The sequence below is a fragment of the Sphingopyxis selenitireducens genome (genome assembly GCF_051550705.1).
Classification (GTDB): Bacteria; Pseudomonadota; Alphaproteobacteria; order Sphingomonadales; family Sphingomonadaceae; genus Sphingopyxis.
In genome coordinates, this window is sequence record NZ_JBPULG010000004.1 from 165,621 (window position 1) to 190,065 (window position 24,445).

Genomic DNA, 24,445 nt, shown 5'->3' on the forward strand with positions numbered 1-24,445 from the left:
ATGCACTGGTCCGTCAGGTCAAAGAAAAAGGGGCGGCCGGTCCAAAGGCCCGCCGCCCCTTCTTAAGGATAAAAGCCGAAGCTTAGAAGTCCAGCGACACGCCCGCGAAGATATAGCGGCCGAGGGCGTCGTAGCCCGCCGGATAGGTGTTGCCGTTGCACGGTCCGGTCGGGCACAGGTTCGTGCCGTCGACGTTGGCGTTGCCTGAAGTCACCAGCGGCGGCTGCTTGTCGAGGAGGTTGTTCACGCCCAGGCGGAAGGTATAATTGTCCGACACGGCAAAGGTCGTCGACAGATCGAAATAATTATATGCCTTCAAACGCTCGCCCGGGTTGAAACGAACGTCGCTGTGCAGCGACTGGCTGTCGCTGAGGGTTTCCGCCTTGACCTTGCCGACATGGCGCCATTGCAGCGAGACACCGATGCCGTTCGTCATCTGGAAAGTCGTCCGCAGCTTGTGACGCCATTTCGGCAGCATCGCACCGCCCGCCGTCGTGCCGCCCGACGAACAGACTGGGCCATAGAGGCCGGCGCAGTCATAGGCTTCGGTGATCCCGTTCTCGACGCTATATTCGTCGAGATAGGTTCCGTTGAAGCTGAACGACAGGGTGCCCGCTTCGCCGATCTCGTGATTATAGCCGGCACCGATTTCCAGACCCTTGGTACGGAGGCGCCCAAGGTTCGACGGCGTATTGTCGACATAACCGTCGGGTGTCAGCCACAGCGAGCCGGCCGCATCGCGGTTGATCAGGCTGCATGAGAAGGGCGTGAAGGTTGCGGTGGCGTTCAGCGTACAATCTTTCAGGATCGCATCTTGCGCCGGTGGCTGGATCGCATCTTTCAATTTGATGTCGAACCAGTCGACGGTCAGCGAGAAGCGCGGCAGGAAGCTTGGCTGCAGCACGACGCCAAAGGTTTTTGTCGTCGCTGTTTCGGGTTTCAGGTCCGGATTGCCGCCGAGCAGGCCGTTATACTGGCCTGCTGGGTTTTCAGCGGTCCCTTGGTTGACCGTAAAGCCCTGCGCCAGGCAGCCATAGTCGGTCGCGGTGATCGGATCACCGGCGCACGGATCGCTGGCGCCGTTGAGGCCGACGGTCGGGGTTGCGAACAATTCCTGGATGTTCGGTGCACGCACCGCACGGTTGTACGAACCGCGGAAACGGATATCCCGGATCGGCGCCAATTCGAGCTGCAGCTTGAAGGTATCGGTATCATATTTCCGGTCGGCGCTCGTCCGGTAATAGGATTTACGATATCCGCCGCTGAAGGTCAGGTCGTAGATGAAATTATCCTGGACCAGCGGGATCTGCGTTTCGGCGAAGAATTCATAGACCCGGAAGCTGCCCGACAGCGGCAACGTCGCACCGCCCTGGCCGGTCAGATCGCCGGTCTGGAAAGCATTGTCGGTCTGGAGTTCGAGCGATTCCTTCCGCCACTCGAAACCGAAGTTGAGGCCGATTCCGTTGTCGGCCCACGGCGTCTTGAAGCCATATTCCCCGAGCTGGCCGGTGAGCGAGGCGTTAAAGACCTGCTCGGACGTATAGCCCTTCTGGAAGCCCGTTGCTGAGAGATAGGCAACCGATTCGGGGCTCGCGCCACCCGCGCCATTAAAAATATCGTAAGGAACGCAGGTCGGATCGCTGCCATCGACCACCGACCGGCAAACGATATTGCCGTTGGCGATCCCGGTGCGCTCTAGGCCTTCATCAACGACGTTCAGCGCGCGGCCCAGCCGGGCGACCGAAAATTCATTCGAATAGACCTGGCTGTAGTTCGAACGACCATATTGATAATAGGTATCATACGACCAGGCCTTGCCGAGGTCGCCCTTCGTACCGATTACCGCGCGGTAGTTGGTGTGCTGCAAATCGCTGGTGCGCGGCCCACCTTCGACGTTGCGGCGCAGAACCTGCATGAATGCCTGATTATAGGTCTGGCCGAACGGGCCGGTAAAAAGCAGCGGTGGTGCAAGAGGCCCAGGGCCACCATTGTCGGTGGTGTTGTACGGCGCTCCAACGGCAGTCGGGAAGTTCCCGATATAACCATTGATCAGATTATACGGCGCGCAGACAATCGCTCTCTGTGCGGCCGACATCAATGGGTTGTCGCAATTGACCGTCAGCGTGTTGCCGAAGTTGCCAGACGGCGCGATCTGGGCGACCGTGCGATCGTCCATGAACATGAATTCGAGATAGGGCTTGATCGACTCGTTAATCTCATAATTTGCGAACAGACCGGCGGTGTAACGCTCGTCGGGACGCTGAAAATGATTGGTCGGCGCGAAATTATAGCGCGTTGTGTCGGTCGAAAGACCGCGACCCGGTTCGAAGGCGAAGGCGGTCGACGTAAAGCCGGCAATGATGTTGCCGTCATCATCCCGGTTAGGAACGAAGACGAGCGCCGTCCCCTTGGCGTTGGTCAGCGAGCCGCCGCAGTTCGGGGCGCCGCCGCCGGTGTTCTGGATCGTACAGGCGCTATAGTCGCGCCGCGATTGGAGGACCTCGTTTGCCTTGCGATAACCTGCATAGGCGACGATGTGGCCGCGGCCGTCGTCGAACGCGGCGCCAAAGGTCGCCGTGACGTCGATCGTGCCGCCGTCAACGACGCTGCCACGCGGATAACCGAAGCCGCGCGCATCGAGCAGGGGCGGGATGAATTTGTTGCGGTTGTCGTGCTGATAGACGCTGTACTGGCCGTCGAGGCGGAAACCGGTGAAGTCGGTGTCCATGACGAAGTTCACGACGCCCGCGACCGCGTCGGCGCCATAGGTCGCCGACGCGCCGCCGGTCAGGACCTGAACATTCTTCAGCAGCGCGGCCGGGATCATGTTGATGTCCGCGGCCGAACCGCTTCCCGGGCTGGGATCGCCCGGCAGCAGGCGCCGGCCGTTGACGAGGCTGAGGGTGCGGGTGGTACCAAGGCCGCGAAGGTCGACCGAAGCAGTGCCGTCAGCGCCGTTTGCAAGTCCCGAGGCTTGGCTGGCGAAGACCGACGGCAGCGAGTTCAGCATATCCTCGACGCGGGTCGTGCCCTGCAGCTTAAGGTCCTCGCCCGTCACCACGGTGATCGGCGCTGCGCCCTCCAGATTGGCTTGCGGAATACGCGAACCGGTAACCACGATCGTTTCGTCTGCTGTTGTGCTTTCGTCCGCGGGCGCGTCCTGCGCTCTGGCCGGAGAGCCAAGGGCCAGCAGGCTGACCCCTATCAGAAAGGGAGCCCCACTTAGTTTCAGCGTCGATTTCGATGATTGGATTTTACTCACAGCGCCATCCCCTACCATTAGTAGTTGCGTGTCCAGGGCAATCCCGCGAGCAAATCGGATTGCAGTAGAATGCCCCGACAGCATGAGGGTGAGCCCCTATTCATGTGCGGTAAAGGTAATTTCCGGCACGGCTTGGCGTTTCGTCGGCGATTGTGACTTGTTTGCAACAAGGCCGAAACGTGCGGAATGTTCCGCGCACACCTCGTGAAATTTTGTTTCATCCGAAACCAACGGACCCGATTCGCGGCGCGTCGGCGGGCCGATGGAGCCCGTTCTCGTTTGGGATGCCGCGGCTGGTACGGGCAACCGGCCCCGACCGTTCATCGGAGAAGCGAGCGATGCGGAGATGGTGACCCCTACGGGAATCGAACCCGTGTTTCAGCCGTGAGAGGGCCGCGTCCTGACCGCTAGACGAAGGGGCCTTGAAGGTCGGATTTTCGCGGGAGGGGCAGGCCGACCGCCTGCTCCACCGATGGTGACCCCTACGGGACTCGAACCCGTGTTTTCGCCGTGAAAGGGCGACGTCCTAGACCGCTAGACGAAGGGGCCGTCTGATCGGTGAAGCGGCGCATTAGACGGGCATGTCGGTGCGGTCAAGGCTTCTATCGACACTCTTTTTCGGAACTGTGTGAATGACAGGTTTTCCGTCGCTTATTGCCGGCTAAATCGCAGAACATAGCTGCTCCTAATCGGCCCAGGCAGCGTCCTCGAGGTGGAGTTCGGCGGCGGGGCGGCTGCCCCAGTCGTCGCGTTTGGCGCGTCCGGCGAGCCACAATTTGCGATTCCCGCGCGTGTTCAGCAATGTCTGGCCCAATTCGGTTTCGGCGGCGCGAAAGGCGATCGCCTTGAATCGTCCGCCGTCGTCGCCCGATACGATCAGGCGGACATGGTCGGTGCCGACCAGCCCCGATTCGACGATTCGCACCGGGCCGGTCGCGACGCGCGGGGCAGGCCAGCCGGCGCCATAGGGGCCGGCGCTCTCGATCGCTTCGCACCAGAACGGCGAAATTCCGCGTGGCGCGAGGACGGCGTCGATCAGCAAGGCCTTGTCGCCGCTCGCGCGCTCGACATCGGCGGCGAGCCGGTCGTTGAGCCAGGCGCCGAGTGCGTCGATCTTGTCCGCCGCGACGGTTAACCCGGCAGCCATCGCATGGCCGCCGCCCGCGACGAGCAGTCCGCTTTCCTTGGCGCCAAGGATCGCGGCGCCCAGATCGACCCCGCTGATCGAGCGTCCCGATCCCTTGCCGACGCCATCCTCATCGACCGCGATGACGATCGCGGGGCGGTGGAGCCGCTCCTTGAGCCGCCCGGCGACGATGCCGATCACCCCGGGGTGCCAGCCCTGTCCTGATACGATCGCGACGGGCGCGTTGCCGCACGCGGCGCTCGCCTCGATCGCCTGTTCGAGCACCGCTGCTTCGATCGCGCGGCGTTCCTCGTTCAAACGGTTGAGTTCGACCGCGATGTCGGCGGCCTCTTGCGGGTCGGTGGTGGTGAGCAGGCGAACGCCAAGGTCCGATTTTCCGACGCGCCCGCCTGCGTTGATCCGCGGGCCGAGCGCGAAGCCCATGTCGCTGGCACTTGGCGGCTTGGTCAGCCGTGCGGCGTCCATCAGCGCCGCCATCCCGATATTGCCGCGCCGTGCCATCACCTTCAGCCCCTGCGTCACCAGCGCGCGGTTGAAGCCGGTCAGCCGCGCGACGTCGGCGACGGTACCGAGCGCGACGAGGTCGAGCAGGTCGATCAGCGCGGGTTCGGTGCGGTTCGCGAAATGGCCGCGTGTGCGCAACGTGCGGAGCAGCGCCGCGCCGAGCAGGAAGGCGACGCCAACCGCCGCCAGATTGCCGTGCGCAGCGGCGTCAGGTACTTCATCGAGCCGGTTGGGGTTCACCACCGCAAAGGCGGCCGGAAGCGTCGTGGCGCACTGGTGATGGTCGACGATGATCACCTCGACCCCGGCGGCATTCGCCTCGGCGATCGCCTCGAACGCCTGCGCGCCGCAATCGACGGTGACGACCAGTTTCGATCCCGCCTCGCCGATCTTGACCAGCGCCGCGCCCGACGGGCCATAGCCCTCCATCAGGCGGTCGGGAATATAGGCGCCCGCGGGAAGCCCGAGCGCGCGCAGCAGCAGGACGAGCAGCGCCGCCGAGGTCGCACCGTCGACGTCATAATCGCCAAAGATCGTCACCGCCTCGCCGCGCTCGACCGCGTCGGCGAGCCGTGCGGCGGCGGCGTCCATGTCGCGAAACAGCGACGGGTCGGGCATGAAGCCGCGCAAGGTCGGGTTGCGCTGGCGATCGAGATCGTCGCGCGCCACCCCGCGCGCGAGCAGCAATTGGGTGACCAGATCGTCGGGGGCCAGATTCTCGGACGCCATGTCGGCGCTCGCGCGGCGCCAATGCCACGGCTGGCCAAGGATCGATCGCGTGATGCCGAGGGCCGCGCCGCTCATCGCCGGGCTCCCGCCGCCAGGATGCGATCGCGCAGATCCTTCGCGACGCCCAGCGGGATTGCGGGAATCTCGTGCGCCGCCAGCGCGCTGCCGCCGGGAACGCCGAACACCAGAGTACCGAGCCCGAACGGGCGGAGGATGAAGTCGGTCTTGAGGTCGACGCTTTGCACCGACGCATGGGGGAGGAGGGTCATTTTGGGTTTCCAGAAACCGCGGCGGATCGCGACATGATCGCCCAGATCGGTCCAGCGGTGAAAGCGTGCACCGAACAGCGCAGCGACCGCGATCGGTAGCGCGGCGAGGATGGCGAGCCAACCCGCCCGTTCGCCGAGCGACAGCGCGATCAGCCCGCCGGTCGCGGCAAAAGTCGCGCCGATCACTCCGCCGAGCGCGATGATGCCATGGCTGCGCTGCCACGGCTGGTCGTCGCCCGGCCGCACCATCGCGACCTCGGCAAGCACCGGGTCGATCGCGTCCAGCTGCGCGAACGGCACGACCTGATGGTCGCGTTCCTTCCCGCCATCGCTGGCAAGGCTTTGCAGCCGCAGCTCGTGCCAGCCGAAGCGCCGCCGGAACCATCCGGTGACGATGATCGCCGCCTGCACGCGCTTGACTGGCACCGCGACGTCGGTGCGCGTCGTCAGCCCGCGCGTCCGGCGCAGCGCGCGCGGCTCGCGGGTCAGGCGGAAGTTCCAGTTGGCGAAGATCATCAGGATGACGCCGCTCGCAAAGCCGATCATCAGCAGCGAGATCGCTGCGCCGAACCCGGCGACCCAACGATGCGCGAGCACCCATTGATCCAGGCCGTAATCCTCGGCGATGTCGATCCAGTCGGCGGGATTGAAGGCGTTGAACTGGAACGGCAGGAAATTGTCGAACACTTGCATCGCCGCGCCAATGACGGCGAGGGCGGCGAGCGAGAAGTTGAACAGCCCGGCGACAAGCAACTGGCGCGGGGTCATCGCAAAGAGCAGCCGGTCTTCGGCGGGCGTCGCGGGCGTTCCCGTTTCCGCCACCGGGGCGATGGCTTCGCTGCGGTGCGCGCGGATCGTCGTGCGCAGCGCCTGCGCCGCGTCGAGCCCGATGGCGTCGAGGTCGGCTTCATTCTCCTGTCCGCCCGCACCGGTTTCGAACCCGACCTTGGCGATGCCGAGCGCGCGCGCGACCAGCCCCTGCTCGATGCCGACGTCCTGAATGCGGTCGAACGGGATGGTGCGGTGCTGGCGCGACAATATGCCGCTTTCGATCACCACTTCATCGGCGCCGACCGCAAAGCGGAAGCGCAGCCAGTGCAGCCACGCGGCGGCAAGCGAAAGGAGCAGAAAGGCAAGCAGCGCGGGGACGACATAGGCCCACTTGCCAGCGAAGCCGATCGCGGCGAGCGCGGGCACGAAATTGAGCGAGCGCGGACCAAGCTTGACGATCGCCAGCGCCAGCGTCGCGGGGTGCAGCCGCTGCCACTCGGGCGCGGCAACGGGAAGGTCGGCGGTTTCGTTCATGCGAAGTCGGTCTGGATGTGACGGCGGATCGTCTCGCGCATCGCGGCTGCCAGATCGGCGTGGAGGCCGGGCAGCGTGACCATGCTGTTGTGCGTCCCCGACGTGTGGACGATCAGGTGCGACAGCCCGAACCAGCGCTCGATCGGCCCCTGACCGACGTCGATATGCTGGACGCGCACAAAGGGGACGATGGTGTCGGTGCGGAACAGCCAGCCGCGCGCGACGCGCAATTGTCCCTCGCCGATCTTGTAACCCCAACGCTGCATCCGCCGCGCCGGGAAGCTGATAATCGCGAACGCCGCGAACACCCATGCGAGCGCGGTGATCAGCCCATAAGGCCCCTCGATATGGCGGATCAGCAGCCAGTCGAAGACGCTCGCGCCGATCGCCAGCGGCACCATGTTGAGCGCCGTCGCGGCGCGCAGCACATGGGTATAGGCCGGATTGACCGGATCGAGCCCGTCGGCGGCGTTGATCGCGTCATGGGCGAAGGGATCGGTGGGCGCAGCGGCGGTGTCGGTCATGACCCTCTGTTAGTCGGTTGCCCCCCTAGGGGACAACCACATTGAAACGCGGGTCGGCGGGCGGATGAAGCGCGAACCAGGACAGGAAGGCCATCCGGTCGCCGTCGATCTTGATGGCCCCCGACTGCATCAGCGCCGGAAACTGCGCCTGCCCCAGCATCACATCGTCGAGCGTCGCCCGGTTGAGCGTGATCGTCGCGGTCGGTGCGGCGTCCGTCACGCCATATCGCGGCACCTCGACCCCGCCGCCGACGACCACCGCGACACTCTCCTTGCTGTCGGGCAGGATGAACTGGAACGTCCCCGCGACGGCTGCGCCCTTCGCGGCGTCGAAACGCGTCGCCAGCGCGTCGAAAAACACGCCCGTCGGGATCGCGCTGACAAAGCTGCGGCTCTGCCCGTTGCCCGATAAATTCTCGACCGCATTGCCGCGCAGGCTGGCGGCGGCGGCGAGATAATAATTCCGCCACGCTCCCGATTCGGCCTGATAGCCAAGCTGGTCATAGGCCGAGGCGAGCGCGGCGCGCCCTTCCTTGTTGCCGGGGTCGGTGAACACCAGCTTGTTCAGCAGTTCGGCCGCCCAGCGATAATCGCCGCTCGCAATCGCCGACTTGCCCGCCGCAAGCAATTTGTCGGCCCCGCCCGCGAGCGCGACATATTTGGGCGCGCTGGCCTCGGGCGGCAGCGGGTTGAAATTGGCGGGATTGCCGTCCCACCAGCCGAAATAGCGCTGATAGGTCGCCTTCATGTCGTGGTTGACCGTGCCATAATAGCCGCGGGTCGAGAAATCCTTTGCCTGCACCGGCGCCTCGGGGGTCTGGTCGGCGAGCTCGTGCAGCGTCGCGCCGCGATTGGCGAGGAACAGGGTGCGATCATGGACATAGCGATAGGCGTCGCGCTGGTTGGTCAGCAACGCGCTCACTTCGCTCGCGCCCCACGTCGGCCAGTGATGTGACGCCATGACGACGTCAGCCTTGCCGCCCCATTTCATCAATGTCGCGTCGATCACTTTCGACCAGCGCAGCGCATCGCGCACCTGCGCCCCGCGCAAGGTCAGCACATTGTGCAGATTATGGGTCACGACCTCGGTCGTGTGCAGCGCCTTGTACGCCGGGATATAAAAGACGAACTCCGACGGCGCCTCGGTCCCGCCGGCATCGAGAAATTCGAACGGCAATCCGTCGATGGTCAGCGTGCCGCCGCCCGCGCCCACCGTTTCGGTCGGCTCCATATATCCGATCGTCCCCGACGAAAGCTTGGGCCCCAGCCCGGTGTCGACCTGTCCCGTCGGTCCGGGCGCGAGGATCGACCCGAACATATAGAGCGCGCGCCGCCCCATCGCGCCGCCCGCGAGGACATTTTCCGACGTCGCTTCTTCGGAAAAACCGTGCGGCGCGATGATGCGGATTTTTTCGCGCTTCACCTGCTCTGGCGTCACGATGCCGCCGACCCCGCCGAAATGGTCGCTGTGGCTGTGGCTGAAGATCACCGCCCTGATCGGCAGCTTGCCCGACTTCGCCTCGACCGTGTCGGCGAACAGCTTCCATCCCGCCGCCGCCGCCTCTTCGGACAGCAGGGGATCGACGACGATCCAGCCCGCCTTGCCGCGAATGATCGTCATCACCGAAATATCATAGCCGCGGATTTGCCAGATCTTCCCCGGCACCACCTCGAACAATCCATGCACCGCATTCAGCCGCGCCTGCCGCCACAGCGACGGATTGACCGTATCGGGCGCGCGCTCGGCGGCAAGGAAAGCATAGGGCCGCCGGTCCCACACCGTCTTGCCGTCCTTGGTCAATATCACCCCATCGGTAATCTCGGCGACCTTGCCGCGCATGACATTCGCCATGTCGCGCGGATCGTCGAGCGGCAGACGCGCCGCCAGTTCGGCCTGCGCCGCGCGGGTCGCCGCGCTCGCGGCATCCTGCGCGCTGGCGGGAAGGGGGGCGGTGAAGGGCAGGCAGGTCGCCAGCAACAGGACGGTCAAACGGCGCATATCATTTCTCCCCCATATTTCGGGGCAGCTTGCGCCGGACGTCCCTGCTTGGCAAGCATCGGCTATGGACCAGACCCCGCCGACCCTGTTGATCGCCTGGCACAGCCGCACCGGCGGCAGCCGCGCGCTCGCCGAAGCTGCGGCGGCGGGCGGCGGCGCAGCGTCGCGGCTCGCCGCCGCCGCCGATGTCACGCCCGAAATGCTGCAGGCGGCGGGCGGCTATCTCTTCATCGGCCCCGAAAATCTCGCCGCGCTGTCGGGCGCGATGAAGGAAATGTTCGACCGCTGCTATTACCCCTGCCTCGGCCGGATCGAAGGCCGCCCCTATGCCACGATCATCTGCGCCGGCTCCGACGGCGAAAACGCCCAGCGCCAACTCGACCGCATTGCCACCGGCTGGCGGCTGAAACGCGTCGCCGATCCGGTGATCGTCAACACCGCTGCGCAGACGCCGGAAGCAATCTTGGCGCCAAAGACGATCGCGCCAGACCGGCTAGCCGAAGCCCACGACCTCGGCGCCGCACTGGCCGAGGGGCTGGCGGCGGGGATTTTCTGATACCCGTCTCATGCCGGGGTTGACCCGAGGCCAGAGGGCTAGGGCTGCGATGGCTTCGGATCCAGTCCGGGGTGACGACGATGGAGGGGGCGGCAATGGGATGGTGAGCTGTCGCGCCCCACTTTCGTCATCCCGGGCTTGACCCGGGACCCGCCTTCCTTTTTTCCAGCGGCAACGGGTCAAATCCGAAGTCTTCGGCCAGATCACGCCACGTCGGGTTCATGGCGTTGACCAGATCATATTTCCATGAACGCAGCCATCGCTTGATCCGCTTTTCTCGCAGGATCGCTATATCCATCGTCTCGTGACGTTCAAACCAGACGAGACGTTTGATTTCATATTCCTTGGCGTAACCCTCGAACGTGCCAGCTCGATGTTGGTGGATACGTTGAACGAGATTCGAGGTGACGCCCGTATAGAAGGTTCCGTGCGACGAACGCGCGAGGATGTAGACGCACGGATGACGTTCCATTGCCCCATCAAAAGATAAGGCAGGCCCCGGGTCAAGCTCGGGGTGGCGGAAAGTAGATGGCCGCTACCGGTCGCTAGCTACCACTTCCACTTCGTCACCCCGGACTTGATCCGGGGTCCATGCGGAGCGCGCGCTTATGGCCCCCGGCTCGCGCCGGGGAACAGCTCATTCCGACTACTTACTGCCACGCGACAACCCGTTGCGCGCGAACGCGCCTTACCCCGCGCGATGCTCGCCCTTGACCCAGCGCACCGTGCCCGACGACGCGCGCATCACGACCGTTTCGGTCGTCATCACGCCGTCGCGGCGGTGCTTGACCCCGCGCAGCAGCGATCCGTCGGTGACGCCGGTCGCGGCGAAGATCACGTCGCCCTTGGCAAGATCTTCGAGGTCATAGACGCGGTCGAGGTCCTCGACGCCCCATTTGGCTGCGCGCTTGCGTTCGTCGTCGTTGCGGAACAACAGGCGGCCCTTGAACTGACCGCCGACGCAGCGCAGCGCCGCTGCGGCCAGCACGCCCTCGGGCGCGCCGCCGCTGCCCATATAGATATCGACATTGGTTTCGGGGTTGGTCGTCGCGATCACGCCGGCGACGTCGCCGTCGGGGATCAGCGCGACGCCGCAACCGATGCGGCGCAATTCGGCGATGATCGCCTCGTGGCGCGGGCGGTCGAGCACGCACACCATGATGTCTTCGGGGCCGCAGCCCTTTTCCTTTGCCACCGCTTCGACATTCTGCGCGACGCTATTGTCGAAATTGACGATGTTCGGCGAATAGCCGGGGCCGACCGCGAGCTTGTCCATATAGACGTCGGGGGCGTTGAGCAGGCAGCCTTCCTCAGCGATCGCGAGCACCGCGAGCGCGTTGGGGCCGGCCTTGGCGGTGATCGTCGTGCCTTCCAGCGGATCGACCGCGATATCGATCTTCGGGCCCTTGCCGGGCGCGCTGCCGACCTTTTCGCCGATATACAGCATCGGCGCTTCGTCGCGCTCGCCTTCGCCGATGACGATGGTGCCGTCCATATAGAGGGTGTTGAAGGCGGTGCGCATCGCTTCGACCGCAGCCGCATCGGCTGCCTTTTCATTGCCCCGCCCGATCAGCTTGGCGGCGGCGATCGCCGCGGCTTCGGTGACGCGCACCATTTCGAGCACGAGGACGCGGTCGAGGTTGCTGCTGTTCGTCATCCGATGATCTCCGTCTTTCTTCTTGCCTTGTTGCCCCGGTCGGGCATTGTGCGCGCCATATGGCCGGTCGAACCGCTTGTCGAGGATGCTTCGCCCGTTTCGGCGCCGCCTTCGCGCTCGCATGTGTCATGACCGTGACGGCCGGAGCGCAGATGCAGGGGCCGCCCGCACCTCCGCCGCCCCGCAACGCCGAAACAGCCGCCGCCAATGCCAAGGAGATGGTGGACCCGATCCGCCGCTGCAAACCCGCCGATGACGGATCGATCACCGTGTGCGGTAGCGATACCGAACGCCACCGGCTGTCACCCGAATTGCGCGCGATCGCGGGGGTGGGGCGCTCGGCCAAACCGCAATTGCCGCGCGCAGAGGCGCAGGCGATGACCCTCGACAAATTGCCCCACAACTGGATGTCGCTGGGCGGCCGCGCAAAGCCCGGCCCCGAATATAACGCTCTCTATGAAGCGGCGAAGCGCGCGACCGACCCCGAAACGGGGACTCCGCCGCCGCCCGAGCCCGAGCCTTAAAGCGCCAGAATCGGCATGTGCATCGGGGTGCCGACGACATGGTCCGACGCGGCGAGGATCGCCAGCGCGGCGTGGATGGCGCTCGCCGGGCCTTCGTGGGTGACGAGTGCGATGACGACGCCGCCTTCGGCTCCGTTGCCGCGCTGGATAAAGCTTTCGATCGACACACCGGCGTCGCGCATCGCGGTCGCGATTTCGGCGAGGACGCCGATCCGGTCTTCGACGATCAGGCGGACATAATGTTTGCCGACGCGCGCGCCGGCGTCGGCGACCGGCGCCTGGTCGAGCGCATCGACCGGCATCGCAAAGGCGGGGCCATATTCGTCGCGCGCAATGTCGATGATATCGGCGACGATCGCCGAAGCCGTCGGGCCCGCGCCCGCGCCCGCGCCCTCGAAGAACAGGCGGCCGACGAAATTGCCTTCGGCGACGACGGCATTCAATGCGCCGGGGACATAGGCGAGCGGATGGTCGGCGGGGACGAGGCACGGCTGGACATGCTGCGACAGCCCGGTTTCGTCGCGCTCGGCCATGCCGATCAGGCGGACGCGGTGGCCCAGCGCCTCGGCCTCGCGAATGTCGGCGGCGATGATGTTGCGGATGCCGTTCGCGGTCACCGCATCGATGTCGAGCCGGGTCCCGAAGCAGAGCGAGGCAAGGATCGACAATTTATGCGCGGCGTCGATGCCGTCGACATCGAAGGTCGGATCGGCCTCGGCATAGCCTTCGGCCTGCGCGGCGGCGAGGGCTTCGGCAAAGCCCGCGCCTTCGCGCTCCATCAGCGTCAGGATATAATTGCAGGTGCCGTTGAGGATGCCATAGACGCGCGCGATCTCGTTCGCCGATGCGCCCTCGCGGATTGCCTTGATCACCGGAATGCCGCCCGCGACCGCCGCTTCATATTTCAGCGGCGTGTCGGTGCTCTCGGCGAGCCGTGCGAGGTCGAGCCCGTGGTGCGCGATCATCGCCTTGTTCGCGGTCACCAGCGCCTTGCCCGCGCCGAGCGTCTGGCGCGCCAGCGTCAATGCGGGACCATCGGCGCCGCCGACCATTTCGACGACGACATCGACGTCATCGGCGCCGACGAGCGCCGCCATATCATCTTCCCAGCGATAGGCCGACAGGTCGATGCCGCGGTCCTTGTGGCGGTCGCGCGCCGACAGCGCGACGATCTCGATCGCGCGTCCGGCGCGGCGGGCGATCAGGTCGCGGTTCGCCTCGAGCAAGCGCACCACGCCGCCGCCGACGACGCCAATTCCGGCGAGCGCCACGCGCAGGGGCGGCCGGGGGGCGGACGGGGCGGGGTGGGGAGACATGCGGACACTCCATATAGATAAGGCGCGGGGCGTTCCCGCCGGTGGCAGCGCCCTATCGGCTTTTGGGCCGGAAACAAGTCCGCAGTGCGCGGTCCGTCAGTTCGCCGGTGGCTTGCGGGTGCGCGTGCATTCGCCGAGCGCGCCCAGCACGACGCCATAATCCGACGCCGCCTTGCGCCGGTCCTCGGGCGCGGTGCCCGCGAGCTTGTTCAGCGGCAGCTGGCGCGGCAGGCCGCAGGCGAGGCGATACCAGGCGAGTGTCCCCCGCGCCGGAACCGCGGCCGATCCGTCGACGATCTCGCCGAATGCCGCGGCCCAGCGGCGCGATCCGTCGGCGGCGGTCAGGATGGTCAGCGACACCGGCTCGCCCGTTTCGGTGTTGAGGAACAATTGCGTCTCGCCCTCGCCGGGCAGGGTGCCGGGCACGTGAAAGCCGTTGGCGATGCCGGTGATCGCCGGGGGAGCGCCGGGTTTGACCAGTTCGGTCAGGACCGCGCGCAGCTGCGCATCGGTCGCCGGATCCCAGATGAGCTGGGCGTCGGGGGCGACCAGCCGGACGCTGTTGGTGCTGTTGTTCCCGGCGCTCGTGCCCGCGACGGGGCGGGCAAAGATCAGGACCGGCTGCTTCTTTTTCAGCTTCACCGGTTTGCCTCTGGCGTCGAGCGGCAGGTCGACGAGATAGGAGATGCGCGCGGCCAGCGGTCCGGCGCCGCGAATCAGGCTAATGACGTTCGCTTCGACGTAGAATCGAGCCCGGCCGGCCGCCAGCCCGGGGGCTTGCTCGGGTTTCAGCGGCGCGGCCGTGTGGATGCTGGCGTGCAATACCATGGGGGCGCTGGTGGCCAGATCGGCGATGTCGGCATAGCTGAAAGGGCTGGCGGCGGCGGCTGCCGGCGGCGGCGCCTGCATTGCCGAAACTTGGGGAATCCCGTAACTTAGCGTAACCAGGCCGGCGAGCGCGGCCGGCAAAAATGCGCGCATGATCGTTTCGCTTTCCAACATATGTAACACCGCTGTCGATGTCCAAAGCCTCATCATGAGGCACTCCACATTAACCGCTGATAAAGGGTTTGCGAACTTGCCGCCACCGCGATAGGACGGCAGTCGAAGCGACCGGCAAGAACAGATATGGCCGGTTGCTGCGCCGTCGGGTCTGCGGAACGCATCGGAAATCATCCGGGCTTATTGCAACTCCCCCTGACGGTATTGGATTGGTGTCAGGATGATCTAGCAAGGAGCGTCGTTCCTGAATGGCTTATGGTGATAATGTCGACCCTAAAAATAGGGTAGTGGCAATTGTCTTGGTCGGTTTGTTCACAGCGGTTCTGGGCTATGGCCTAGTTAACGGCTTGAACATCAGTATCGTCAAGAAAATTGCCGAAAAATTGGACGTGGTGGACGTTGAAGAGCCGCCGCCGCCGGAAGAACCGCCGCCGCCGCCGCCGCCGGACAATGTCCTGCCGCCGCCGCCGCCGGTGGTGACGCCGCCGTCGGTGATCCCGCCGCCGGTGCAAACGAACACGATGCAGTCGCAGCGCGAAATCCCCCCCGCGCCGCCGCCGCCGGTTTATACCCCGCCGGCTCCCCCTGCGCCGCCGCCGACTCCGGATCTCAGTGCCGCTGGTACGCCTAAGGGCAACCCGGGCCGCTGGGCGACGAACGACGATTATCCGGCACGCGCCATGCGCGAAGAGCGTGAAGGGACGACCGGTTTCCGCGTCTCCTATGGTGCCGATGGCCGCATCACGTCATGCGATATCACGTCTTCGAGTGGTCATGGCGATTTGGACGCCGAAACCTGCAAGCTCATCACGCGCCGCGGCCGGTTCAACCCGGGCAAGGACCGTGCGGGCAACCCCACGGGCGGGACTTACAGCAATCGTATCCGTTGGCAGATTCCGCGCTGATTATCGGCACGGATATCGGTTTCAAGGGCATCCAGTTTTCTTGATTTACGAATATTTGAGAGGGAATTTCCACAATGTTTAATCTGATCGCAAATGCCGCCGCTGCGGCGCCGGCAGCCGCTCATGACGCAGGCCTCAGCCTGATGCCCGCGTCGATGTGCGTCAAGGAAGAGGGCCAGAGCCCCTATGGTCTCGTCCCCGCACTGTGCGAAGGCGGCGTCGTTTCGCAGCTGACCTTCCTCATCCTGCTGATCATGTTCATCGGCACGCTCTACATCCTGTTCACCAAGCTGTTCGAACAGAATAAGGTGATGAGCCAGGGCAAGGCAGTCGACGCCAATTTCTGGCGCGCACCGACGCTCGCCGAAGGTGCAGCGAAGCTCGAAAAGAACAGCGCGTATCGCCAGGTCGTCGAAGACGGACTTCGCGCCAACGAAGAGCATAACAAGCTGACCGACCCCGTCGAAGCGCATGACTGGATGCACGGCACCCTCGAGCGTTCGCAGAACCACATCAACTCGAAGCTCAACGGCGGCCTCGCCTTCCTCGCGACCGTCGGTTCGACCGCACCGTTCATCGGTCTGTTCGGTACCGTTATCGGTATTCTGCGCGCACTCGTGAAGATCGGTGCGTCGGGTCAGGCATCGATCGACACCGTCGCCGGTCCGGTCGGTGAAGCTCTGATCATGACCGCCATCGGTCTGATCGTCGCCGTTCCCGCCGTTCTCGCGTTCAACTGGCTGCAGAGCCGCAACAAGGCGATCGCCCGCCGTCTGTCGACCTTCTCGAACGACGTTCTCGGTTCGATCATGTCGGGCGGCCAGGTGAAGCCGATCTCGACCGCACCGGCAAAGGCTGCCGCTCCGGCCGCCGCGCCGAAGAAGGCCTGATCTACTTTCCCGTCCCTCGGGACGGGAAGGCAGGGACAGGGCGGTCGTCGCACGCGGCGGCCGCCCGGGTCCATGATAGAAATTTTGTGACAGGATGCTAATCCTATGGCGATGAGTGCAGGCAACAAGGGCGAAGACGCCCCTATGTCCGAAATCAACACGACGCCGCTCGTGGACATCATGCTGGTGTTGCTCATCATCTTCCTCATCACGGTTCCCGTGGTGCTGGAGACGGTGGACCTCGAGCTGCCCGACGTGCAGTTTGAAGTTACGACAACCAAGCCTGAAAATGTTCTGCTGTCGGTTCGTTCGGCGGACACCGATGGCGACGGCAAACCCAACCCCGAAAGCGCGGCATGCGAAGTTTATTGGGGCCAGACCCCGGTCGATTCGAAACAATTGCTCGAACGCGGACAGGAAAAGCTCAAGCAGCTGCTTGAGGATATCGGCGGACCGCAGAATATCACCGAGGAAAATTTCCCCGAAGTGCATATCCGTGGCGACATCAACACGCCGTATCAGTGCATCGGCGGGGTGATCTACACCATGCAGTTCGCTGGCTTCCAGAAGATCGGCTTCATTTCCGAACCGGCTGCTGGTGCGGTTGCGGTGAGCCGCCTGTAAGGGCGGTTCCGGCATAGAAAAAAAGGAATAGACTCATGTCTATGGCAGTTGGCGATCGGGACGACAATGAACCGATGATGGATATGAACACGACGCCGTTGATCGACGTCATGCTCGTGCTCCTCATCATGTTCATCATCACCATCCCGGTCCAGACCCACGCGGTGAAGATCGATCTTCCGGTTCCCAATGAGAATCCGAGCAACGTCGATCCGCAAAAGAATAAGGTGATGATCGACCCCGCCGGGACGATCACCTGGAACGGAACGCCGGTCGATCTGGCACAGCTGGCAAATTATCTGGAACAGACCAAGGCTTTGCCCGTCGAACCGGAATTGCAGGTCCAGCCCGATCCCTATGCGCGTTACTACATCGTCGACAATGTCATGGCGGTGGTGAAGCGCAGCGGCGTCGGCAAGCTCGGCTTCGTCGGCAACGAACAATATGCGCGCGTCTTCTGATCGCTGATCGGAAATGCGTTTGATGGAAGGGCCGCGAAGCGATTCGCGGCCCTTTCTCTTTGCGCCATTTGGGCTTAAGGACGCGCCGCATCCGCACGGATAAGGACCGGCCGCGATGCCGTCTGCACCGTCCGCAACTGTAAAAGGCTATCCCCAATGAAAATCGCGATGATCGGAACCGGCTATGTGGGCTTGGTGTCGGGGGCGTGCTTCTCCGACTTCGGGCATGATGTCGTGTGCGTCGACAAGGACGCCGCCAAGATCGACGCGCTGCATGCAGGGCGGATGCCGATTTACGAACCCGGTCTTGACGCGCTGGTCGCCGCCAATGTCGCGGCGGGACGCCTGTCCTTCACCACCGAACTCGCCCCGGCGGTCGCTGGCGCCGATGCGGTGTTCATTGCCGTGGGAACGCCGTCGCGCCGCGGCGACGGTCACGCCGACCTGTCCTACGTCTTCGGCGCCGCCGAGGAACTCGCCGCGACGCTCGACCATGACTGCGTCATCGTCACCAAATCGACCGTCCCGGTCGGCACGGGCGACGAGGTGGAGCGCATCCTGCGCGAAGGCGCCCCCGGCCGCAAACACAGCGTCGCGTCCAACCCCGAATTTCTGCGCGAAGGCGCGGCGATCGGCGACTTCAAGCGCCCCGACCGCATCGTCATCGGCGCCGAGGATGATCGCGGCGAAGCCGTGCTGCGCGAAGTCTATCGCCCGCTGTTTCTCAACGAAGCGCCGATCCTCGTCACCCGCCGCCGCACGGCGGAGATGATCAAATATGCCGCGAATGCCTTTCTCGCGACCAAGATCACCTTCATCAACGAGATCGCCGACCTGTGCGAGGCCGTTGGGGCCGAGGTAAAGGACGTTGCGCGCGGGATCGGGCTCGACAACCGCATCGGCGCCAAATTCCTTCACGCGGGCCCCGGATATGGCGGCAGCTGCTTTCCCAAGGACACGCTGGCGCTGTTGAAGACCGCGCAGGACAATGACGTGCCGCTGCGTCTGGTCGAGGCGACCGTGCTTGCCAACGACCTCAGAAAGCGGGCGATGGGGCGCAAGATCATCCAGGCGATGGGCGGCAACGCTCGCGGCAAGACCGTTGCCCTGCTGGGGCTGACCTTCAAGCCGAACACCGACGACATGCGCGATTCGCCTAGCCTGGCAATCGTCCAGACGCTGATCGACGCCGGCGCGCGGGTGACCGCCTATGATCCCGAAGGAATGGAAATTGCGGCGCCGATGATGCCCGAAGTCGAAATGAAGCAAAGCGCCTATGCCGCCGCCGAGGGCGCCGACGCGGTTGCGATCGTCACCGAATGGGACGCCTTCCGCGCGCTCGATCTCGCGCGGCTCGGTGCCAGCATGACCGACCGCCTGCTCGTCGATCTGCGCAACATCTATCGTCCCGACGAAGTGTTGCGGCATGGATTTCGCCACATCGCTATTGGAACCAGCGCCGAATAGGCGCATCCTGACTGGGCGGGATCGCAAAACACCGCTACGGCGTTGTGATATCAGTCTGACTATCGGGGAGAAAATTGATGAACACACCATCCAGCAAGCGCTTTGTGGTTCCTGGCATCGTCGCGCTGGGCGCACTCGCCCTGACCGGCTGCGCCTCGATGGGCGGCGGCAAGGATCCTGCGCAGAATCTGCCCGTTCCCGACGCCCATGCCCAGTTGACCGATGCGCGCGGCGCCGACCGGGGCCGCGTCGATATCTTCAAGGACAGCAGCGGCCTCCGGCTTGAGGTTGTCGCGCGCGGCTTTGCCGCGGGCACCTATGGCATGCACGTCCACGCCGTTGGCCGGTGCGATGCGCCGGACTTCACCACGGCCGGCCCGCACTGGAACCCGACCGGCGCCCAGCACGGCCGCGACAATCCGCTCGGCGCGCATCATGGTGACCTGCCCAATCTGGTGGTTGAAACCGACACGATCGGCCGCGCGACGCTGCGTCTCGTCGGTAACCGGCTGACCGGTGAAGGCGGGGTGATCGACGCCGACGGCGCGGCCTTCGTCATCCATGCCGGTCCCGACGATATGAAGAGCGACCCGAGCGGCAACAGCGGCGGGCGCGTCGTCTGCGGCGTGATCGTCGAGGGCGGAGCCTGACCTCCGCCGTCGGCGCCTGACGCCATAAAGCCCCTCCCGTTCGGGGGAGGGGCTTTCCTCATTCGCAACCTGCCAGGGACGCCGGGGCCGCCATCGGCGGCCCTATATGCCTCTGCGCGTTTTACACCTCCGCGCGTTCGACGATCGTCGCCTCCGCCTGCGGAACGGCGCGATAGGCGTAAAGCAGCAGGGCGAGGGCGATCGGCGCGACGCCGATCAGCGACAGGATGCCGGTACGCAGATCGCCGACCGGTTTGCCGCCCACTATCGTTCCGGCCAGATCCGAAATCTGCCCGACCATATAGGGGCCGAACGACAGGCCGACGAGCGTGGTGCCCAGAAAGAAGGCGGCGGTCGCCGTCCCGCGCATGCGTGGCAGCACCAGATCCTGCGTCGTCGCCGCTGCGGCACCGAGCGCGGTCGCGCCGAACATCCCCGCCAGAAAGTTCATGGTGTAGAACAGCGTCGAATTCTCGGTCGTATAGCCGATCCAGATCGGGATGATCGGCGCGACGACGCCGAATATGATCATCAAAATGCGGCCCGCCGGATTGCGCGCGCGCAGGGCGTCGGCCATCCGGCCGCCGATGATCACACCGATAAAGCCGCTGGCGGCGCCATTGGCGCCCAAAATGAACGCCAGTTCCTGCTTGGGCAGTCCCAATACGGTTTCGGCATATGGCGCCGACCAGAATGCCAGCCCATAGGCGGCAAGGGCGACCAGCCCATAGCCCAGCGTCGTACAGATGAACGCCGGGGTTCCCCAGATCAGCCGGAAGGTCGCCGGATCATGGGCGCGCAGCGTGCAGGCCCAGGAAAATACCGCATAATAGCCGATGCCGACCGCCACCCATTGCGGGAAATTGCCGGTCAGGCTGATCATCCACCAGGCAAAGGCGGCGATGAAGGCGGCGAAGCCTATGTTGATGGCCAGCGCCGTCGGGCCGCGCTGCCACGCCCCGATCAGGGTCAGCGGCGGCACGATCATCGTCAGATCCTTGCCAAAGGCGCGGAACGGCGTGGGCGAGCCGTGGGTGGGGACGCCGTCCATCGCGCCGCGTGCCGGTTCGCGGAGCGACGCCACCCACAGCGCGAGGAGCAGCCCGGGGATGCCGACCGCGAGGAACGCCGCCTGCCACCCGACCAGCCCCAGCGGGCCGCCGCTTGGATAACCGCGGTTCCACGCCTCGACGATCAACGCGCCGATGAACAGCGAAACGCCGCCGCCCAGATAGAGGCCCGATGAATAAATCGCGAGCGCGGTCGCCCGCTGCCGCTTGGGAAAATAGTCGGAGATCAGCGAATAGGCGGTCGGGCTTGCGGTCGCCTCGCCGACCCCGACCCCCATGCGCGCCATGGTCAGGGTGAACTGATTATAGGCGAACCCCGATAATGCGGTCATGACCGACCAGAGCGTGAGGCCGATCGACAGCAATTTCACCCGGCTCCAATTGTCGGCCAGCCGGCCCAGCGGAATGCCGAACAGCGCATAAAAGACCGCGAAGGCGGCCCCGCCGAGAAAGCCCATATCGGCATCGGTCAGTCCCAGATCGGCCTTGATGTCGACCGCCAGGATGCTGAGGATCTGCCGGTCGATGAAATTGAGGATATAGACGACGACAAGGACGCCCAGCACGTACCAGCTATAGCTGCTGGCGCTGGTGACCGGCTGCGGCGCCTGTTCACCGGCCGTCGCATTCTCATGGACCATTTCAGCCATCTGGCAACTCTCTCCCTGACCCGTTATCGCTTTATCCCTCATGGCTAGCAGAGCGCGATGGTCGCGCAAGTTGAATGTTGGTTCAACTTCGTTTCAGGTGTGGAAGATACGCGACATGGGCAATGATAGACAAAATAGACCCGCGATCCTCTTTCTGTGCCTCGGCAACATCTGCCGCTCGCCGCTGGCCGAGGGCGCCGCACGCGCGGCCTTCGCCGATGCCGGGATCGACGCGACGCTCGATTCGGCGGGAACCGGCGACTGGCATGTCGGCCGCCCTCCCGATGCCCGCGCGCAGGCAGAGGCGCGGCGGCGCGGCACCGATATCGGCGACCTCCGCGCGCGCCAGCTGACCCGCGACGATTTCTATCGCTTCGACCTAATCCTTGCCGCCGACGATAATAACCTCCGCGACGCCCGCGCGATCGCCCCCGCCGATGCGACGGCGCGGCTGCGGTTGATGCTCGATCTGGTGCCGGGTCGCCGGGGCGACAGCGTGGCCGATCCCTATTATGGCGACGCGGGCGGGTTCGGCGTGACGTGGGACGATGTTTCGGCGGTCGCGGCAGCGCTGGTCGCCGATGCGTCGGGATCGAGCGGATAGCGCGCGACCGGATGATAGCGGGCGCCGCCGTGCGCGAGCTCACTTTCATAAAGCAATACATGATTAAAGACGAAGGGCTGGCTCGTCAGATCGCCGCTCTGCGCAAGGAAGGGCGCGACGGGCCCCGACGTGCGATTGAGGCGCGCCAGCGTGATATGCGGCACGAAGGCCCGGGTTTCGGGGGCGATTGCCACGCGCGCGAGCAACTGATCGACCTTGCGATGGAGCGCGGCGAGCGGTGCCAGCGGTTCGACGCCTGCCCACACCATATGCGGTTGCCCGCGCCGTTCGAACAGGCTGGTCCCGGCGATGCGCGCAGTGATCGCCGGGGCGTGCAGCGCGCCGAGCGCGGCGGCGATATCCTCGGCGCGATGATGATCGACCTCGCCGATGAAGCGCAGCGTCAAATGAAGCTGGTCGTCATCCTGCCAGCGCGCGGCCGAAACGCCGTGCATCGCGGCGATCAGCAAGGCGCGAATGGCGTGCGGCGGGCGTAGCGCGACGAACAGGCGGTGGGTCGACATGATGTCCCTAACATAGGCCATTGTATCGACACGAAAACGGCAAACATGACCTCTTGTCCGGTTTCGCTTGAAAGCGGACAGGAAAATCACGATATTGCTACCCACGGCCGGTATGGGCTGGCCGGTGATGGAGAATAAGACAATGGCTAATTGGAACGACCCCAATATGGCGGCTTCCGGTTTCGGAGCCAACGCGAACGCGATGGACCAGGCCGTCGATGCCGGCCTGCGGTCGTACATGCTGTCGGTTTACAACTATATGGCGTCGGGCGTTTTGCTGACCGGCGTCGTCGCAATGCTGGCATTCCAGTCGGGCTTCACCGCTTCGATGGTTGGCACTCCCTTGATGTGGGTGGTGATGCTGGCGCCGCTGGCCTTCGTGCTGGTGCTGAGCTTTGGCATCAACAAGCTGTCGACCGGAGCGGCACAGGCACTGTTCTGGGTCTATGCCGGTGTGATGGGTCTGTCGATGTCGACGATTTTCATCACTTTCACAGGTACGTCGATCGCAACGACCTTCTTCGCGACCGCCGCAGCCTTTCTGGGCCTTAGCCTCTATGGCTATACGACCAAGAAGGATCTGTCGGGTTTCGGTACCTTCCTGATCATGGGTGTCGTCGGCATCCTGGTTGCGATGGTGATCAACATGTTCGTGCAGTCGAGCGCGCTTAGCTTCGCGATCAGCGTAATCGGCGTGCTGCTGTTTGCAGGCCTGACGGCCTATGACACGCAGAAGATCAAGAGCATGTATTTCTATGTCCGCGGGACCGACTTTGTCGGCAAGTCGGTGATCATGGGCGCGCTGACGCTCTATCTCGACTTCGTCAACATGTTCACCTTCCTGCTCAATCTTCTGGGCAGCCGCGACTAAGCGGACGGACATCACGCACAAAAAAGCCCGGCGAAGCGATTCGCCGGGCTTTTTTGTTGGGCTTTGCCGGTGCGTAAGTTTGTGAGCAGGGTAGCGGCCAACGATCAAAAGGCGGCGCATCCTCCATTGTCACCCCGACTTGATTCGGGGTCCATTTGCGCTTGCGCCGCTGGACCACGGATCAAATCCGGGTGACGAATTGGGAGAGCGTTAAGCTTTGCCCCCAACCGATGTCTGCTCAGCCGGGGTTCGCCTCCTGCATCTTCGCAATCAGGCCGTTGTCGATTTCCTTGGCGCGCTTGTAGCCGGCGCGCTCGCGTAGCGGCGCGACATAGGCCTCGAACGCCGGGCGCGATGGGACGGTGCCGAATTGCAGACCCCAGTCGATCTGGCTGCCGACATAGACATCGGCGGCGGTAAAGCTGTCGCCCGCGACGAACGCCTTGCCTGCGACCGCGCCTTCGAGAGCATCGAGTGCGGCCTCAAGCGAACCAAAGCCCGCCGAGCGTTGTTGCTCCCCCGTAGGCTCGAAGCCGAGATGTTTCGCCGTAATCGCCTGTTCGACTGGCCCTGCGGTAAAGAACAGCCAGCGATAATAATCGGCGCGCGCAGCGAGCGCGGGCGCCAGTTTCGCATCGGGGAAAGCATCGGCCAGATAGGCGCAGATCGCCGCACACTCGGTGACGACGCGGTCCCCATGGACGATCGCCGGAACCTTGCCCATCGGATTGACAGCGAGATAGCCGGGCGCCTTCATCGTCGTATCAAAGTCGAGCAATCGCTGTTCATAGGGTGCGCCCACCTCTTCGAGCATCCAGCGGACAATCTGACCGCGCGACATCGGGTTGGTATAGAAAATCAGATCGTTGGCCATGTGACGTCTCCCTTGCGCATATGATTCGATTTCGAACATATCATGAACATTGATGCCGTGC

Annotated in this window: 22 protein-coding genes and 2 tRNA genes; 10 read left to right on the forward strand and 14 right to left on the reverse strand. The window is 64.5% G+C overall.

Features of this window, described 5'->3' with window-relative positions; all coding sequences use genetic code 11:
* Positions 1-82 precede the first annotated feature (82 nt).
* From ACSYDV_RS14135 to ACSYDV_RS14165, 7 genes are all read right to left on the reverse strand, one after another.
* Complete coding sequence (locus ACSYDV_RS14135) at positions 83-3,262, reverse strand: TonB-dependent receptor domain-containing protein (protein ID WP_438324462.1); 3,180 nt, start codon at positions 3,260-3,262, stop codon at positions 83-85.
* 347 nt (positions 3,263-3,609) lie between these two features.
* Positions 3,610-3,684, reverse strand: a tRNA-Glu gene (locus ACSYDV_RS14140).
* Between the two features lie 51 nt (positions 3,685-3,735).
* Positions 3,736-3,811: transfer RNA gene (locus ACSYDV_RS14145), tRNA-Glu, on the reverse strand.
* A 136-nt stretch (positions 3,812-3,947) separates the two neighbouring features.
* Positions 3,948-5,717 carry a single-stranded-DNA-specific exonuclease RecJ gene (gene recJ / locus ACSYDV_RS14150; RefSeq protein ID WP_438324463.1) on the reverse strand — a complete coding sequence of 590 codons (1,770 nt, stop codon included), beginning with the start codon at positions 5,715-5,717 and terminating at the stop codon, positions 3,948-3,950.
* Positions 5,714-7,216: a PH domain-containing protein gene (locus tag ACSYDV_RS14155; protein ID WP_438324464.1), complete on the reverse strand. Its 1,503-nt coding sequence runs from the start codon at positions 7,214-7,216 to the stop codon at positions 5,714-5,716. Before ACSYDV_RS14155 ends, recJ begins: the two co-directional genes overlap by 4 nt.
* A complete protein-coding gene (locus ACSYDV_RS14160; protein ID WP_438324465.1) occupies positions 7,213-7,740 on the reverse strand; it encodes a PH domain-containing protein in 528 nt (175 codons plus the stop codon). The genes ACSYDV_RS14155 and ACSYDV_RS14160 overlap by 4 nt, the downstream gene beginning before the upstream one ends.
* Before the next feature lie 25 nt (positions 7,741-7,765).
* Entirely contained in the window at positions 7,766-9,739 is a 1,974-nt protein-coding gene (locus tag ACSYDV_RS14165) for an alkyl/aryl-sulfatase (RefSeq protein ID WP_438324466.1), read from the reverse strand.
* Between the two features lie 64 nt (positions 9,740-9,803).
* Between ACSYDV_RS14165 and ACSYDV_RS14170 the strand changes: the two genes are divergently transcribed.
* Positions 9,804-10,295, forward strand: a complete 492-nt coding sequence (locus ACSYDV_RS14170; protein WP_438324467.1) for an NAD(P)H-dependent oxidoreductase — start codon at positions 9,804-9,806, stop codon at positions 10,293-10,295.
* Between the two features lie 127 nt (positions 10,296-10,422).
* Here the strand turns inward: ACSYDV_RS14170 and ACSYDV_RS14175 are convergent, their stop codons facing one another.
* Together ACSYDV_RS14175 and glpX are read right to left on the reverse strand one after the other, a co-directional pair.
* The gene (locus ACSYDV_RS14175; protein WP_438324468.1) at positions 10,423-10,767 is read right to left on the reverse strand and encodes a GIY-YIG nuclease family protein; all 345 of its coding nucleotides are present in this window, start codon (positions 10,765-10,767) and stop codon (positions 10,423-10,425) included.
* A 216-nt stretch (positions 10,768-10,983) separates the two neighbouring features.
* Positions 10,984-11,952, reverse strand: coding sequence for a class II fructose-bisphosphatase (gene glpX / locus ACSYDV_RS14180; RefSeq protein WP_438324469.1), 969 nt, complete (start codon positions 11,950-11,952; stop codon positions 10,984-10,986).
* 128 nt (positions 11,953-12,080) lie between these two features.
* Here glpX and ACSYDV_RS14185 point away from each other — a divergent pair, with 128 nt between their 5' ends.
* Positions 12,081-12,476, forward strand: coding sequence for a hypothetical protein (locus ACSYDV_RS14185; RefSeq protein ID WP_438324470.1), 396 nt, complete (start codon positions 12,081-12,083; stop codon positions 12,474-12,476).
* On the opposite strand, the gene ACSYDV_RS14190 is transcribed toward ACSYDV_RS14185, so the two are convergent.
* Both ACSYDV_RS14190 and ACSYDV_RS14195 read right to left on the reverse strand, forming a co-directional pair.
* Positions 12,473-13,792 (reverse strand): homoserine dehydrogenase, encoded by a 1,320-nt coding sequence (locus tag ACSYDV_RS14190; RefSeq protein WP_438324471.1) that lies wholly within the window; start codon positions 13,790-13,792, stop codon positions 12,473-12,475. The genes ACSYDV_RS14185 and ACSYDV_RS14190 overlap by 4 nt on opposite strands.
* Before the next feature lie 96 nt (positions 13,793-13,888).
* The gene (locus tag ACSYDV_RS14195) at positions 13,889-14,773 is read right to left on the reverse strand and encodes a hypothetical protein (RefSeq protein ID WP_438324472.1); all 885 of its coding nucleotides are present in this window, start codon (positions 14,771-14,773) and stop codon (positions 13,889-13,891) included.
* Positions 14,774-15,042: 269 nt separating this feature from the next.
* On the opposite strand from ACSYDV_RS14195, the gene ACSYDV_RS14200 reads away from it, so the two are divergent.
* The 6 genes from ACSYDV_RS14200 (at position 15,043) to ACSYDV_RS14225 (ending at position 19,791) form a co-directional block, all read left to right on the forward strand.
* Positions 15,043-15,699: an energy transducer TonB gene (locus ACSYDV_RS14200; protein WP_438324473.1), complete on the forward strand. Its 657-nt coding sequence runs from the start codon at positions 15,043-15,045 to the stop codon at positions 15,697-15,699.
* Positions 15,700-15,842: 143 nt separating this feature from the next.
* Positions 15,843-16,589 (forward strand): MotA/TolQ/ExbB proton channel family protein, encoded by a 747-nt coding sequence (locus tag ACSYDV_RS14205; protein WP_438324801.1) that lies wholly within the window; start codon positions 15,843-15,845, stop codon positions 16,587-16,589.
* A 105-nt stretch (positions 16,590-16,694) separates the two neighbouring features.
* Positions 16,695-17,213 carry an ExbD/TolR family protein gene (locus ACSYDV_RS14210; protein ID WP_438324474.1) on the forward strand — a complete coding sequence of 173 codons (519 nt, stop codon included), beginning with the start codon at positions 16,695-16,697 and terminating at the stop codon, positions 17,211-17,213.
* A gap of 35 nt (positions 17,214-17,248) precedes the next feature.
* Positions 17,249-17,674 carry an ExbD/TolR family protein gene (locus ACSYDV_RS14215; protein ID WP_438324475.1) on the forward strand — a complete coding sequence of 142 codons (426 nt, stop codon included), beginning with the start codon at positions 17,249-17,251 and terminating at the stop codon, positions 17,672-17,674.
* A 156-nt stretch (positions 17,675-17,830) separates the two neighbouring features.
* Complete coding sequence (locus tag ACSYDV_RS14220; protein WP_438324476.1) at positions 17,831-19,141, forward strand: UDP-glucose dehydrogenase family protein; 1,311 nt, start codon at positions 17,831-17,833, stop codon at positions 19,139-19,141.
* A gap of 77 nt (positions 19,142-19,218) precedes the next feature.
* Positions 19,219-19,791, forward strand: a complete 573-nt coding sequence (locus ACSYDV_RS14225; protein ID WP_438324477.1) for a superoxide dismutase family protein — start codon at positions 19,219-19,221, stop codon at positions 19,789-19,791.
* 121 nt (positions 19,792-19,912) lie between these two features.
* Here the strand turns inward: ACSYDV_RS14225 and ACSYDV_RS14230 are convergent, their stop codons facing one another.
* A complete protein-coding gene (locus ACSYDV_RS14230) occupies positions 19,913-21,502 on the reverse strand; it encodes a spinster family MFS transporter (RefSeq protein ID WP_438324802.1) in 1,590 nt (529 codons plus the stop codon).
* A gap of 124 nt (positions 21,503-21,626) precedes the next feature.
* On the opposite strand from ACSYDV_RS14230, the gene ACSYDV_RS14235 reads away from it, so the two are divergent.
* Positions 21,627-22,115 carry a low molecular weight protein-tyrosine-phosphatase gene (locus tag ACSYDV_RS14235; RefSeq protein WP_438324478.1) on the forward strand — a complete coding sequence of 163 codons (489 nt, stop codon included), beginning with the start codon at positions 21,627-21,629 and terminating at the stop codon, positions 22,113-22,115.
* On the opposite strand, the gene thpR is transcribed toward ACSYDV_RS14235, so the two are convergent.
* Entirely contained in the window at positions 22,022-22,639 is a 618-nt protein-coding gene (gene thpR, locus ACSYDV_RS14240; RefSeq protein WP_438324479.1) for an RNA 2',3'-cyclic phosphodiesterase, read from the reverse strand. The two genes, ACSYDV_RS14235 and thpR, sit on opposite strands and share 94 nt — an antisense overlap.
* 142 nt (positions 22,640-22,781) lie before the next feature.
* Here thpR and ACSYDV_RS14245 point away from each other — a divergent pair, with 142 nt between their 5' ends.
* Complete coding sequence (locus ACSYDV_RS14245) at positions 22,782-23,510, forward strand: Bax inhibitor-1/YccA family protein (protein ID WP_438324480.1); 729 nt, start codon at positions 22,782-22,784, stop codon at positions 23,508-23,510.
* Positions 23,511-23,748: 238 nt separating this feature from the next.
* Here the strand turns inward: ACSYDV_RS14245 and ACSYDV_RS14250 are convergent, their stop codons facing one another.
* Positions 23,749-24,384, reverse strand: a complete 636-nt coding sequence (locus ACSYDV_RS14250; RefSeq protein ID WP_438324481.1) for a glutathione S-transferase family protein — start codon at positions 24,382-24,384, stop codon at positions 23,749-23,751.
* Between the last annotated feature and the right edge of the window lie 61 nt (positions 24,385-24,445).

What these genes read in the sequence shown, in the direction of transcription:
- recJ (WP_438324463.1), bottom strand. Translation starts at nt 5,717, where the DNA reads ATGAGCGGCGCGGCCCTCGGCATCACGCGATCGATCCTTGGCCAGCCG.
- ACSYDV_RS14155 (WP_438324464.1), bottom strand. Translation starts at nt 7,216, where the DNA reads ATGAACGAAACCGCCGACCTTCCCGTTGCCGCGCCCGAGTGGCAGCGG.
- ACSYDV_RS14160 (WP_438324465.1), bottom strand. Translation starts at nt 7,740, where the DNA reads ATGACCGACACCGCCGCTGCGCCCACCGATCCCTTCGCCCATGACGCG.
- ACSYDV_RS14165 (WP_438324466.1), bottom strand. Translation starts at nt 9,739, where the DNA reads ATGCGCCGTTTGACCGTCCTGTTGCTGGCGACCTGCCTGCCCTTCACC.
- ACSYDV_RS14170 (WP_438324467.1), top strand. Translation starts at nt 9,804, where the DNA reads ATGGACCAGACCCCGCCGACCCTGTTGATCGCCTGGCACAGCCGCACC.
- ACSYDV_RS14175 (WP_438324468.1), bottom strand. Translation starts at nt 10,767, where the DNA reads ATGGAACGTCATCCGTGCGTCTACATCCTCGCGCGTTCGTCGCACGGA.
- glpX (WP_438324469.1), bottom strand. Translation starts at nt 11,952, where the DNA reads ATGACGAACAGCAGCAACCTCGACCGCGTCCTCGTGCTCGAAATGGTG.
- ACSYDV_RS14185 (WP_438324470.1), top strand. Translation starts at nt 12,081, where the DNA reads ATGACCGTGACGGCCGGAGCGCAGATGCAGGGGCCGCCCGCACCTCCG.
- ACSYDV_RS14190 (WP_438324471.1), bottom strand. Translation starts at nt 13,792, where the DNA reads ATGTCTCCCCACCCCGCCCCGTCCGCCCCCCGGCCGCCCCTGCGCGTG.
- ACSYDV_RS14195 (WP_438324472.1), bottom strand. Translation starts at nt 14,773, where the DNA reads ATGCGCGCATTTTTGCCGGCCGCGCTCGCCGGCCTGGTTACGCTAAGT.
- ACSYDV_RS14200 (WP_438324473.1), top strand. Translation starts at nt 15,043, where the DNA reads ATGGCTTATGGTGATAATGTCGACCCTAAAAATAGGGTAGTGGCAATT.
- ACSYDV_RS14205 (WP_438324801.1), top strand. Translation starts at nt 15,843, where the DNA reads ATGCCCGCGTCGATGTGCGTCAAGGAAGAGGGCCAGAGCCCCTATGGT.
- ACSYDV_RS14210 (WP_438324474.1), top strand. Translation starts at nt 16,695, where the DNA reads ATGGCGATGAGTGCAGGCAACAAGGGCGAAGACGCCCCTATGTCCGAA.
- ACSYDV_RS14215 (WP_438324475.1), top strand. Translation starts at nt 17,249, where the DNA reads ATGTCTATGGCAGTTGGCGATCGGGACGACAATGAACCGATGATGGAT.
- ACSYDV_RS14220 (WP_438324476.1), top strand. Translation starts at nt 17,831, where the DNA reads ATGAAAATCGCGATGATCGGAACCGGCTATGTGGGCTTGGTGTCGGGG.
- ACSYDV_RS14225 (WP_438324477.1), top strand. Translation starts at nt 19,219, where the DNA reads ATGAACACACCATCCAGCAAGCGCTTTGTGGTTCCTGGCATCGTCGCG.
- ACSYDV_RS14230 (WP_438324802.1), bottom strand. Translation starts at nt 21,502, where the DNA reads ATGGTCCATGAGAATGCGACGGCCGGTGAACAGGCGCCGCAGCCGGTC.
- ACSYDV_RS14235 (WP_438324478.1), top strand. Translation starts at nt 21,627, where the DNA reads ATGGGCAATGATAGACAAAATAGACCCGCGATCCTCTTTCTGTGCCTC.
- thpR (WP_438324479.1), bottom strand. Translation starts at nt 22,639, where the DNA reads ATGTCGACCCACCGCCTGTTCGTCGCGCTACGCCCGCCGCACGCCATT.
- ACSYDV_RS14245 (WP_438324480.1), top strand. Translation starts at nt 22,782, where the DNA reads ATGGCTAATTGGAACGACCCCAATATGGCGGCTTCCGGTTTCGGAGCC.
- ACSYDV_RS14250 (WP_438324481.1), bottom strand. Translation starts at nt 24,384, where the DNA reads ATGGCCAACGATCTGATTTTCTATACCAACCCGATGTCGCGCGGTCAG.